General features: G+C 59.4%; 10 protein-coding genes and 1 pseudogene. 2 read left to right on the top strand and 9 right to left on the bottom strand.

Going from position 1 to position 12,656, the window contains the following annotated elements; genetic code table 11:
• Positions 1–29 precede the first annotated feature (29 nt).
• Both bcsN and PH558_RS28335 read right to left on the bottom strand, forming a co-directional pair.
• A complete protein-coding gene (gene bcsN / locus PH558_RS28330) occupies positions 30–1,004 on the bottom strand; it encodes a cellulose biosynthesis protein BcsN (RefSeq protein WP_483314202.1) in 975 nt (324 codons plus the stop codon).
• A gap of 249 nt (positions 1,005–1,253) precedes the next feature.
• Complete coding sequence (locus tag PH558_RS28335) at positions 1,254–2,162, bottom strand: alpha/beta hydrolase (protein WP_285207859.1); 909 nt, start codon at positions 2,160–2,162, stop codon at positions 1,254–1,256.
• A gap of 298 nt (positions 2,163–2,460) precedes the next feature.
• Here PH558_RS28335 and PH558_RS28340 point away from each other — a divergent pair, with 298 nt between their 5' ends.
• Positions 2,461–4,650 (top strand): TonB-dependent siderophore receptor, encoded by a 2,190-nt coding sequence (locus PH558_RS28340; protein ID WP_285207860.1) that lies wholly within the window; start codon positions 2,461–2,463, stop codon positions 4,648–4,650.
• A 174-nt stretch (positions 4,651–4,824) separates the two neighbouring features.
• Positions 4,825–5,424 (top strand): annotated as a pseudogene (locus tag PH558_RS28345) (dienelactone hydrolase family protein); the annotation flags it as partial.
• Between the two features lie 133 nt (positions 5,425–5,557).
• Here PH558_RS28345 and fhuB read toward each other — a convergent pair.
• The 7 genes from fhuB to PH558_RS28380 all read right to left on the bottom strand — a co-directional run bounded on the left by fhuB (position 5,558) and on the right by PH558_RS28380 (position 12,647).
• Positions 5,558–7,549, bottom strand: coding sequence for a Fe(3+)-hydroxamate ABC transporter permease FhuB (gene fhuB / locus PH558_RS28350; RefSeq protein ID WP_285207861.1), 1,992 nt, complete (start codon positions 7,547–7,549; stop codon positions 5,558–5,560).
• Positions 7,546–8,421 carry an iron-siderophore ABC transporter substrate-binding protein gene (locus PH558_RS28355; RefSeq protein ID WP_483314205.1) on the bottom strand — a complete coding sequence of 292 codons (876 nt, stop codon included), beginning with the start codon at positions 8,419–8,421 and terminating at the stop codon, positions 7,546–7,548. Before PH558_RS28355 ends, fhuB begins: the two co-directional genes overlap by 4 nt.
• Positions 8,422–8,440: 19 nt before the next feature.
• On the bottom strand, positions 8,441–9,253 hold the full coding sequence (locus PH558_RS28360) for an ATP-binding cassette domain-containing protein (protein WP_285207863.1): 813 nt from the start codon (positions 9,251–9,253) through the stop codon (positions 8,441–8,443).
• Positions 9,254–9,319: 66 nt separating this feature from the next.
• Positions 9,320–9,793, bottom strand: a complete 474-nt coding sequence (locus PH558_RS28365) for a GNAT family N-acetyltransferase (RefSeq protein WP_095436388.1) — start codon at positions 9,791–9,793, stop codon at positions 9,320–9,322.
• Positions 9,794–9,852: 59 nt separating this feature from the next.
• A complete protein-coding gene (locus PH558_RS28370; protein WP_095436389.1) occupies positions 9,853–10,443 on the bottom strand; it encodes a sigma-70 family RNA polymerase sigma factor in 591 nt (196 codons plus the stop codon).
• A 164-nt stretch (positions 10,444–10,607) separates the two neighbouring features.
• A complete protein-coding gene (locus PH558_RS28375) occupies positions 10,608–11,327 on the bottom strand; it encodes a 4'-phosphopantetheinyl transferase family protein (protein ID WP_285207864.1) in 720 nt (239 codons plus the stop codon).
• Positions 11,328–12,647: a lysine N(6)-hydroxylase/L-ornithine N(5)-oxygenase family protein gene (locus PH558_RS28380; RefSeq protein ID WP_285207865.1), complete on the bottom strand. Its 1,320-nt coding sequence runs from the start codon at positions 12,645–12,647 to the stop codon at positions 11,328–11,330.
• Positions 12,648–12,656 lie beyond the last annotated feature (9 nt).

Raw genomic sequence — 12,656 nt, forward strand, 5'->3', positions numbered from 1 at the left:
ATCCTGGCGCCCCCAAGCAGCGCCGCCTGCTAGCGGCACCCCTGAGATATGCCAGTTGCCCCGTTACAGTCCGGTAAAGGCACGATGATATTACTTGCTGTATTTGCAGGTGGCGGCGCTGCCATCGAACTTGTACCATTCGCCTGCGGTTGATCGGTCTGCCCATCCGGCAGCGGTACGCGCGGGCCGATCATCGGCGGCAGAGCCGGCGCCGCCTGCGGCTGAGGCTTCATCATGACCGGTCGGCGCACGACCGTAGGGTGTGGCGCGGCGGGGCGGCTCTGGTAGCCGATGCTGATGGGTGCCGTGCGATAAGGGGTGGCGTCGGGATAGACCGGTTCGCCGGGCTTGCCCAGAACGGCATCCGCGCCGCGGGGCGTGCCGAAAGGGTTGAGTGCGGCGCCGGCAAAATGGCCGGCGATCGTATAGCCATAGACCGTGCTCAACAGCTGGCGTTCGCTCGCATGGGCGTCGCAGAGCCGGATGCGCACCTGCACCGTGCCGAAATTGCGTTGCTCCTGGGGCGGCGCAAAACCGGCCTTCACCTGCTGCCAGGCGTAAAGACAGGTATCGCCGGCATGGCTCTGGCCGGAGGCATAACCAAAGGGACCGTAGTTGTTCTGAACGAAGGTTGCTGAGCGGGCGAGCCGCACCCCAGGCACCGCAGCCGCCATTTCGCGAGCAATCTTGCCTTCGCTGATCGTATTGTAGGGCAGGCTCCCTAATGCGGGACTTGAACCCGTCAGCCCAAGAAACTGAACCTTGAGGAAATTCTGGCCTGAGACGGAGGACGAGGTGGAAAGCGCGATCGTCTGCTCGACATCCTTGCCATGCCTGCGCTCGACCACATTGACGATCGCCGGTCCACCTGGCGGCGGAAAGGCCAGCGCCTTGTCACTCGTGACCGTTTCCACGCCGATCGACTGACGAACCTGTCCGGTCGTCGTGCAGCCGGCGCCGAGACAGGCCAATATCATCAACGTTATCGTCTTTGAAAAATGCATCTTTTAGATCGCGGCAATCCTGTGTGGTCACATTCATCGGCAAATTGCGCGACGGTCTTTGGAATCAAGTCCTTGTATTCACTATAGCAAATAAAGATGATTATGGTTAACCGATGGTTAATTTTGGCCGATTGACGTACCGTAGGAGGTCAAAAATGCACGCCGAATGTGCCCCTTCGCGCCAAGTGCACGAAGGGCGATGTCTAGTCGGAGATAAAGCTGCAACTTAAGGCCGCAAGCCCATGAATATCAGACCGATTTCTTTCTTCGAAATGCGATCTGCACAGCCCGGTTCAGCGCGACCGGGAGGACCGACATGTGGTTCTCTCCGGCATATTCCTCAAAGGTTATCGTTCCTGTGGATGACGCCAGTTTGGCCCATCTCTTAGCCATGTCGCGGGCGAGTTCTATCGTGCGTGTTTCTTTTGCCCGTTCCTGTCGTTTTTGCTCTTCGGCTGTGCCTTTATGGAAGGGCGCCAAGGTCTCGCCTTCATACTGACCGGCGGAAAGATGCAGTTCCATATCGAGCCGCTCTTTGTGCCTGTCGAGGAATTCTCTCTCCATCGAAAGAATAGCGGCATCTTCCCAGTAGATCGCCGGGCTTGCGGAAATCCAGCGGCTGAAGGCATCGGGTTTGTAAAACAGGGCGTAGAGCGTGAACAGGCCGCCGAACGAATGGCCGAAAAGCGTCTGACGCGAGCGGTCGACCGGTACCTGCCGTTCTATCCAGGGCTTGAGCTCTTCTTCGATGAGCGTCAAAAAGCGTTCGCCGCCGCCGGTTTTCACATCCGGCGTATCGGGGAAAAATGGCGGATAGATCCGTCCGGGCGGTGGGCTCAAATCCCAGGAACGGCGGAGCGGGTCATATGGCTCGTCCGTGGGATAGCCGATGGCAACGATGACGCCTTCCGCGACATTGGTTCCGTTCGGATAGCTCGCCTGTACTTTGACTGCGTCGACAGCGGTCGCAAAACAGGCGTTCCCGTCGGTCAGGTATAGGATCGGCCAACCCTCCGGCGGTGCCGGCTTGTCTGGGCGATAAAGAAAGATCCTGTGCGGATGATCGGCATTGTCGAACTTCAGGTCAATGAATGTGCAGCAGGGAAGGGTGACCGGCGCCAGAATGGCAGCGGCATTGTGTGACGAGGTATGGGACATGGCCTCTCCGGCTGACCGATCATGTAAGGCGCAGGAGCAACAGGCGCCGATGTTTGAAAGATGATGAAATTTCTCATATTATGGGTGGCGCGATCTGGCAAGCCGGCCAAATGCTTTGCTAAGCGCAATTTTCAGGTGTCTTCCGCAATCTCGTGTTCGGCCACCGGGGCCATTCTGCAACATGAAGGTGGAAACCAATAAAAAATATGACTCTTGTACTCATGTATTCTTGACGCCGGATGTGCCTGCGAACTAATTTGCGCCATCTTTTTCAGAAACGGGCAGGCGTAAAGGGCTTATGAGGCAGAAATCCCATAATCATATCAGTAATTTGACACGTAAGAGATTCCAGCTTGCAAGCGGCGCCACCGCACTTGCAACAGTGTTTGCTTTAAGTGGAAATGCCTTTGCACAGGACGCTGCGGCCACTGCGAATGATGGAGGTGCCACCCAGCTTGCGCCGATCGTCGTCAGCGGCCAATCGAGTGACGCAAGCGACAATACGACCGTAGCGGCAAAGAAGAGCCAGGGCGCCACCAAGATTAATATGCCCCTGGTCGAAACCCCTCGCTCGGTTTCGGTGGTGACCAGGAAGGAATTGGAAGAGCGCGGTGCGCAGGACATCACCGAGGCGGTGCGTTATTCGGCTGGCGTTCAGACCGGCTCATATGGCTTCGATCCGCGCTTCGATCAGATCTATATTCGCGGCAATGATGTCACGACCGTCGGTGATTATCGCGACGGGCTGCAGCAGCCCTATATGAACTACGCAATGTTCAGGACCGATCCTTATTCGCTCGACCGTGTCGAGATCATCAAGGGGCCGGTATCGGTTCTCTATGGTGCCGGTTCGCCGGGCGGCATCGTCAACAAGATATCGAAGCTGCCGACGGACGAGACGATCAGGGAGGTAGGTGTTCTCTACGGGACATCGGACCGCGCGCAGACGATGTTCGACTTCGGCGGCCGGGTCAATCAAGACGATGACAGCATGCTGTATCGCATCGTCGGCCTGGCGCGAAAGGGCGATACCAATTTCGATATCGCCGATGATCGCTATCTGATCCAGCCGTCCTTCACCTGGAAGCCGGACGACACGACGAAAATCACCATCTATGGTTCGGCGCAATCCACCGAGACGGACGCAAATCCCGGCGCAATGATCGGCCCCGATGGCAATGTTCTCGATTATCGCGACAGCGACCCGGATTACGATTATCAGAGGACCAAACAGCAGCAGGTCGGCTATCAGTTCGAACACGAGTTCGACGGCGGCTTCACTTTCCGTCAGAACCTTCGCTTTTCGCATCTTGATCTGAAAGCACGCTATCTCAGCACCTACAGCTGGGTCGGCGACGTCGCGCAACGCTATGCGACCGCGATCGGGGACAGGATGAATGTCTTCCAGGTCGACAACCAGCTAGAATCCAAATTCGATACCGGCCCGGCAGCCCATACCATGCTGTTCGGTCTCGACTATACCCGTATGAGCGATTCATTCGCCTATGGGATGGATGCAACGACCAGCCCCGCCTATGACTTCGATATCGACAACCCGACCTACGGAGTATCGGGTCCGACGCCGGCCTATAATTTCAGCCGGGTCGATGGCAGCCTGCAGCAATTCGGCGCCTATGCCATGGATCAGATCGAACTTGACAAGTGGCGCTTCACGCTTGGCGGGCGCCAGACCTGGGTGAAGCAGTCGACCGACACCACCATTGTCTCCACTGATACGACAACCAAAGACAGCTTCAACAAGAATGCGTTTTCCTACCAACTCGGCGCGCTCTATCTCTTCGACAATGGCATTGCGCCTTTCACGAGCTATTCAACCTCCTTCAATCCGGTCACCCAGCGCTCCGCATCCGGCAGCATCCTCGACCCGACGAAGGGGGAACAGTACGAGCTTGGCGTGAAATATCAGCCGCCGGGCACCGACATCCTGCTCTCGGCCGTTGCCTATCACCTCGTCGAGAAGAACAAGCCGGTCCTGGTCGACCCGCTGACGCTCGTCTATGAGTCGCTGGGTGAGGTCACCAACAAGGGGATCGAGCTGGAAGCCAGGGCTAATATTACCGATGGCTGGGACGTGATTGCCGCCTACTCGTACAACCATTCCGAAATTACGCGGGGCGACGATCAAGGCAACTCACCTGCGGTGACGCCGAAGAACATCGTCAGCCTGTGGTCGAACTATACATTCCAGGAGGATTCGGCTGCCAAGGGTCTGACCGTCGGCGCCGGCATTCGCTATACGGGCGAGACCTATACCAGCACGGCCAATACCGCCAAGAACGACGCCAGCTTCTATCTCGACGCCGCGCTCTCTTACGACTTCGGCGCGATCGACCAGAAATACAAGGGCCTCACCGCCTCCGTCGACGTCCGCAACATCGCCAACCGCCGCCTGACGGTCTGCAACGAGGGCTATTGCTACCTCGGACAGGGCCGCAACGTGACGGCTTCATTGAAGTATCGCTGGTAAACTTATCAGGGCGCCGTACTCTGTGCGGCGTCCCCTCCGCTCTGATAGCCTCCTTTCATCGACCGAACTCGACGGTATCGTAAGCAAGGCCACCTTGCAGCCTGAGCCATCGCGTATATCCGCATTCTCGGCAATGCGGCGATGAGGCTATAGCCTGGCAGGGAATGTGCCCGACCCAGGGGGAGGTTCCGTATGGCCGAGGTCCTTTTGTTCCACCACGCACAGGGATTGACCCCGGGTGTGTGCGCGTTCGCTGATGTGTTGCGGGGCGCCGGTCACATCGTGCACACGCCTGACCTATTCGACGGGCGCACTTTCCAGAGCATCGAAGACGGGCTCGCTTATATCGAGGGGATTGGATTCGACCATATGCGGGAGCGTGGCGTCGGCGTTGCCGACGAACTGCCTCCTGCGCTCGTATACGCCGGGTTCTCGTTCGGTGTGCTACCTGCCCAGAAGCTGGCCCAGACACGGCCCGGAGCCCGAGGAGCTCTCTTCTTCCATTCCTGCGTGCCAATCAGTGGCGAATGGGCCTTCGGACCTTGGCCGAATGGCGTCCCAGTCCAGATTCATGCGATGGAAAACGACCCGATCTTCGTAGGGGAGGGTGATATCGATGCCGCCCGTGAGATCGTGGCAAAGGCCGAGGACGCGAAGCTTTTTCTTTATCCCGGCAATCAGCACTATTTCGCCGACAGTTCACTCCCGTCATATGATTCGGGTGCAACTGCACTGCTGACGAGCCGAGTGCTTGAGTTCCTGGATCGCGTCTGATCGAAGCCAGTGTTTTGATTTGAGCTTGGTTCCTAAAAGGGGTCGTGCAGCACCACAAGCACACTGCCCGCTTTCGGCTAGCAAGCATCCCGTCTGCATTATGCCGCGCTCGGGGAGCGTCTGCTACGTCAGACTATGCTGTTCTGCGCCGCTTCATCAGTAATATCAGTAGCAGCGGGGCGCCGACGAGGGCGGAAACCAGGCCGGCGGGCATCTGGTAGGGAAAGGCGATCATTCGACCGAACCAATCAGCGAGTACCATGAGGCCGCCGCCGGCGAGCGCCGCGCCGGTAAGCTGGAGCGCGGCGCGCCGCAGGCCGAGTTCGCGTGCCAGATGCGGCCCCATCAGGCCGATGAAGCTCAAAGGCCCCACGACGAGGGTGGCGGCTGCGGTCATGGCTGCGGCAAGGGCAAAGAGGCAGGCCCGGGCAAAGTTGACGCGAACGCCGATTGCTTGGGCCGCCTGAGCCCCAAGCGGCAGCAGATCGAGCCAGCGATGGGCCAGAAAGGCAAGCGCAAGGCCTGTCGCTGCTGCTATCATCGCAGAGATTGCCTTTGATGTATCAACGAGATAGGTTGATCCGCTCATCCATTGCATAACGATTATCGCGCGCGGATCGCCGCTCGCGGCCAGCACGCTGATGAAGGCATCCAGCATGGCTCCGAGCGCGATGCCGGTCAGAAGTACCCGTTCCGGCGCGAAGCCGGACCGAATGCCGAAAAGAAAGATGGCGATAAGAACGGCGAAGGCACCGATACCACCGAAGCCCAGCTGGGCAGCCATGCCGGGAGCGGTCAGAAGGAAAAGCGCGGCGGTGACGCCAAGGGTAGCGCCTGCCGAAATGCCCAGAACCTCCGGACTTGCCATCTCGTTGCCGCTGAGCCGTTGCAGGATGGCGCCGACGACGCCAAGCATCGCGCCCGCAGCAAAGGCACCAGCGATGCGCGGCAGGCGGTAGGGCAGCACGTCGGGCCAATGGGGATAGGCAAGCAGCGTCCATGTTCCATCCGGTGCGCGCCCGAAGAAGACCGCGCCTGCGAGGAGAAGGAGGAGCGCCGGAACTGGTGCAAGCAAGAGGACGCGCGGCGTATGTAAGGCGCGGTTGGCATTCTGAGAGGGAGATGGCGCGCTGCGTTGCACGGCCTTCAGGCGCGGCAGCATCAGAAGCAGCAATGGCGCGCCGAGCAACGCGGTGATGGCACCTGTCGGCAGGAAGGTCGAAGAGGCCCCGGAAAGCAGCACCAGGGCCTCATCGGTCAGCAGCAGCAAGCCTGCGCCGATGAGGGGTGACCAGATGAGCTGGCTTTTTATCTGTCGGGCGCCGGCAAGCTGCGCGATGCGCGGCGCGATGAGGCCGATGAAGCCGATAACGCCCACGGCACTGGTGACGATCGCGGCAAGTGCAATTGCAATGCAAACGGCAGCAATGCGCGTGCGCTTGACCGACAGGCCAAGTCCGCTCGCGCCGCTATCGCCAAATTCCATGAGTGCGAGCGGCCGCGCCATCAGCAAGGCCGCGGCAGACAGGATGGCGATTTTCGGGAGAAGGGAAAGCGGAATGGTCCAGCTCTGCTGTGCCAGCGATCCGGCTCCCCAGATGAACAGGCCGGAGAGGTAGCGATCGTTCATTAGAACGAGAATGGCGGCAAGCGCTCCGCTCCAGACGCCGACGATCAGGCCGGCAAGCACGAGCGCCAAGGGCGAGAAGCCCCGTCTTGCGCCGATCAGGAAAACGACTGCCGCAGCGGCGGCGCTGCCGAACAGCGCAACTGCGTCGCGGCTGAGGCCTTGAAGGGCCGGAAAGGCGAGCATGACGGCAACGAGCGCAAGATTGGCGCCTGCGGAAATGCCAAGTGTGGAGGGCGAGGCGAGCGGATTGCGCAGCACCTGCTGCAACAGGCTTCCCGCGAGCGAGAGTGCGGCACCGGCCAGCAAGGCGGTGACGATTCTCGGCAGTGTCGAATAGACAAGCAGCAGGCGCTGCGGGTCGTAACCTGCTCCCTGCTCGAACAGGCGTGAGAGGTCAGGCGCCAGTTGATGCCAGGCAAGCAGGCTGGCGAGCACGAACAGCGTCAGCGCCACGGTTGGAGCACCGCGGACGTTATTTGCTTCGGCACGGATCATGCGAATGTTTCCAGATGGTCAAGCAATATGCGCGCGAAGCGCTCCGCTTCCTGCACCATGCCGAACATCAGTGTGCCCGGCAGCACGGAGACGCGCCCGTCTCTAACGAAAGGGAGGCTGGTCCACAGCGGACTATCCTGCAGATTGTCGAGAACGTTCGGCGGTAGCAGCGGTTCGAATGCGATGAGGCGCAGGCTTTGATCGAGCGTCGCCAATTCCTCCAGCCCGATCGTCTCGAAGCCCCAGTAATCGCCCGGCCTGGTCCAGGCATTTTTGAGCCCGATCCTGGTCATGACGTTCTGGTAGAGGCCTGCGCCGCAATAGATACGGGCATGGCGCGGGTCGACAAAATTGATGAGCGCCAATGGCGGAGGGTTGAGCTTTTTGACGCGCTTTGCGCAGTCGTCGAAGAATTGTTCCGACCGCGCAAGGAATTCTTCCGCCTGTTGCCGCCGGCCGATGGCGTCGGCCAACCGACGCGTCGCCTCGATGGCACGAGGCAAAGCTTCACCGCCTTCGGCATAAATCGTCAGCTCCAGGACCGGCGAAATTGCCTCCAGTTGCGGTTTCAAAGGCGCAAGATAGGGCGTCGTCAGGATCAGCGCCGGCTTGACGCTTGCGAGAACCTCGAGATTGATCTCGCTGGTGGTGCCGAGATCGACGACACCACCAGGCATTTTCGGTTCGACGACCCATGTGTCCCAATCGGCAAGTGAGGCGATGGCGGCGGGCGTGACGCCGAGCGCCAGCAGTGTCGACGCCAGGCCGTAATCGAGGGAAACGATCGGCCCGGATATGGTTTCTGCAGCCACTCCCGCTTGCGGAACGGCGAAAAGCGCCGCGGCGGCAAGCAGCGTGCGCCGGGAAAGCATCAGGTTCTCGAAGCCGCTTTCAGATGACATAGGCAAGCGGCGTTCCATGCACGGGATGGGCGGTGACGCCCATATTGGTGCCGTAGATCGTATTGAGCGTTTCGGCCTTCATGAGACTCGACGACGGGCCTGCTGCAATAAGGCGCCCTTGCTTAAGCGCATGCAGATGATCGCAGAAATGTGCCGCGACATTGATATCGTGCAGGACGAGAATGACGCTCAGATCCTTCGTCCGGCAAAGCTCGCGCACGAGCCCGAGGATTTCCATCTGGTGGGCGATGTCGAGTGCAGATGTCGGCTCGTCGAGCAGCAGGCAGCGGCTGTCCTGAGCGACGAGCATGGCGATCCAGACACGCTGACGCTCGCCGCCGGAGAGCGTATCCACCATCCGGCCTGCCAGCGTATCGACATGCGTGAGCTTCATCGCGGTCTCGACTTTTTCCCGATCGATATCGGTGAACCGCCCGAGCGCGCCATGCCAGGGATAACGCCCGCAGGCGACAAGCTCCTCGACGGTCATGCCGGCAGCGGAACTGGTGTCCTGCGGCAGATAGGCGACGGCGCGGGCAAAGGCGCGCATGTCGTAGGAGCCAGCGGCCACGCCATCGAACAGGATGCGCCCGCCGGTCGGCTGAATCTGTCTGGCCAGCAGTTTGATCAGCGTGGATTTGCCGGAGCCGTTATGGCCGATCAGACCGGAAATCTCGCCGGCCTTGAAGCTGATGTCGAGTGGATGAAGAATGGTTTTGCCATCGACCTCGAAACGCAGGCCTTCCGTCGTGAAGACCGTTGCGTGACTCTGATCGTTTCCGGTGATCGTTTCGTCTTTCATGATCATTATCATTCCTGCTGAAGCGCGCTGGCTTCGTGAAATTCCGATGGCCGGCGGGTGGCCGGGTTAGTTTATCGAGGTCAATGGCTTGACGAAGAAGAGGCACGGGTCGCTTTCACGCCAGAGGGTCGGGAATATCTCGGCGCGGATGAAGCCGTTTCTATCGTAGAAGGCGCGGGTCTTTTCATATTGCGGTTCGTCCCTGCCGCGCGGCGCGAGCGTCTTGACCGTCAGGAGCTTGCAATCGGAAGAGCGGGCAAAGGTCTCGGCTGCGGCCAGCAATCGCCTGCCCACGCCGCTGCGATGGTGCCGGCGCCTGGTTGCTATCACAAGAATCTCCATGGCGGCCGGCGGATGGGCGCGCAGCGCAACGAAGCCGGCAACGGTATCCGCCTCGACGCAGCCGAACATCGGCAGAGTCTCCACGGCACCCGCGCAGGCTTCGATGACATCGGGGTCGGTAAACCAGTCGGTCAATTCCGACATGATGTCACGACAGATGACGCCTTTGGATTTGGTTATCTCGACGGCTTCCTGCATCTATTCTTCCCTTTCCTGGCGATGGAGCGCGGTTCGCAGGCGATGGTGGCGAACCACCATCAGGCCCGCATCTCCCGCACCCGTGTTGTTCGGTTTCGTCTGTGGCCGCTGCCGGCGGCGCAGGCATGGTCGGCCTCGAGCGAAATTGCGGCGAGGCATCGCGAATGCGCCTCCCGCAGAAGGCCGCAAACAAGAGCGCAGGATACGCCAGCTTCCTTTGCAATGATGTTCTGGGGGATATCGTCGAAATAGTGCTCCTCGTAGAACTTCCGGGTTCTGGCGGGCATGGATTCGACCGTGCAGCGGAAGGCTTTATAGGCTTCGGCCTCGTGGAGGTGCTCCTCGGGGCTTCCATAGGACGAGGTATTGCCGCCGACTTCCTCTTCGACGAACAGGCCGCGCTCATATTGCCGGCGCCGCATATGATCGGTTGCCAGATTGCGCACCATGCGCATCACATAGGGCGTGGGAGCCGCTATATCCTCCTTCAGCGGCTTGGAGACCAGCTGCAGGAGAACTTCCTGCACGACATCCTCGGCCAGGCTCATGCAGCCTGTGATCCTGCGTGCGACGGAGAGGAGCTTCGGATAGGCGTGAAGTGCTGTTTGGAGTTGCTCATTGGAAGTCGACTGCAAATGGTTGGCAATCATGTCGGGCTCTCGCTGAAATCCAAAGTTGCATTTCTGTGTGCCCCTCTTTTTGAGAGGGAACCTATAAAACATGACAATGATAGTCAAGATAGCGGAGTCGAAAAGTGAAGCATCTTCTAAGTCAAGGTTTATCCACCTGATTTTATTTTAATTTTTTTAGCGATCTAGAAGAAAATCCCGCTTTTGTAATGCTGCCATTGCGGCCATGCCGAAGCCATTGATGTCGCGATAGCCCATTGAAAATCCCCGCTTTCTTCATCGCTGATCCGGCCGGAATGGATGAAAATCGCTTCGCCCGATATTTGGCTTTTGCCTTCTAGGGTTGTATTTTCCGGAATCAGTATCACGCTTTGCGGGTCGGCCAGAAAACCTTGGCCGAAGCTTTTCAGCGCAGCCTCCTTCTGAACCCAGCAGGCGAGAAAAACATCGTGGCGATCTCGCCCATGCAATTGACACACCTGATTGAGTTCTTGTTCGGAAAGGATCATCGGCATGATCTCGGAGGCTTCCTTCTCCGAAAACGCATCGAGGCGCTCGATATCGATGCCGATGCGGCCGCCGCGGCAGATCGCGAGCGCTACGCGGTCTTTCGTGTGCGAGAGATTGAAGTCGATGTCGGGGTAATCACGCAGGTAGGGCCTGCCGGAAGGGGTAATCGCGAGACAAAGTGCTTGCGGGGCGCAGCCAAGCAGATTGGCGATGACGCTTCGGCACAGCACCCGTCCGGCAACGAAAAGGCGCCGCGCCGCGCATGATCTGAATGCTGCGGCACGGCTTTTTTCTGCCTCGCTTAAAATCGAGTCCGGTACGGGAAGCTCGTCAGACAGGTGCAGGCTATGAAGCTCTACCTGCGCTGTCTCTTCCCCCGGTTGGGCCGTCTTCACCTATTCCGCTGCCTGTCCCATGTGAGAGGGAAGGTTCGACGGCTGCCCGTGCGTTTCCCATTGTACGATGGGATCGAGCTGATCGAGATCGAAATGCGGGCGACCGAGCAATGCATTGGCGATCACGGCGCTACGCCATGCGGCGAGGCTGAGCTGCGGTTCAGCGATGCCGTGGCTATGGCGTCCGGCATTGAGAACGAAGATGCGGTTGTCACGCGGCCCGTCCCATGCCAGCGAGAAGTCGCTTTCCAGTACCGGTTCACCGATGGAGTTGAGTTCGATGCGATTTTCGAGCGAATGCAGGAATTGGGGAAGTACAAAGCGATAGCCGGTTGCAAAGACGATCATGTCGACAACAAGCGTTTCGATGCTGTCATCGAAACCGTTGCGCATAGTCAGCGTGATTTCGGGACCATCCTGCTCGGCTGCGATGACGTTGCGGAACGGGCGCAGCGATATGCCGTGGTCGGGGTGGCCGCCTGCATCGAGCTTTCGCTCGTAGAGGCGGCGATAGAGCTTTTTCAAGGTGGAGGCGGAAACGCCGTCGCTCGCCAGCACCTGCCGGCGCGTGTGCGTGAGCCGCAGCTCCTCGGGAAGTCCGTGGAAACGCTCCATATAGCCTGGCGTGAAGAGCTCGTTGGTGAACGGTGTCGCATCAAGCGGCTCGAAATTCGGACGGCGGCTGATCCAGTGAATGGTCGAAACGGCGTTCAGGTCCAGCAGGGCATCGACGATCTCGGCGCCGCTTTGGCCGCCGCCGATGATGGCAACACGAGGTGCTTTGACATCACCGATACGTTGCGTCGCTTCGCTGCTGTGGAAGGTCATGGATTTGGACAGCTGTTCGGCCCAGGCCGGACGAGACGCAATCTTGCCGACGCCGACGGAGAGATTGCGGGCGCTGATGGCGCCATCGTCGGTAGCGATGGAGAAAAAGCCGTCATTGGCATGGACCTCTCGGACGCTCGCGCCGAAGCGGAGCGACGTCAGCCCGCGCGCGACCCATCCGAGATAGTCTGCGAATTCCTTGCGCGGAACAGCTTCATATTCAGCATTGAGAAACTGATAAAAACGTTTGTGTGCAACAAGATAGGAGAGGAAGCTCCAGCGACTTGTCGGATTTGTGGCTGTCACCAGATCCTTGAGAATGGATGTCTGCATTTCCGCGCCCGGCAGCATCATTCCCGGATGCCATGCGAAGGATGGGCGCCGCTCGAAGAAGCGGACGGAAAGTTGCGGTATGGAATCGAGCTGAGCGGCAAGGCTGAGGTTGAAGGGACCGATACCGGCCCCGGCGAGGTCGAGCACGTGCGATGTCATGATGCAGCT

This window comes from Rhizobium pantanalense (assembly GCF_030182525.1).
GTDB lineage: Bacteria > Pseudomonadota > Alphaproteobacteria > Rhizobiales > Rhizobiaceae > Rhizobium.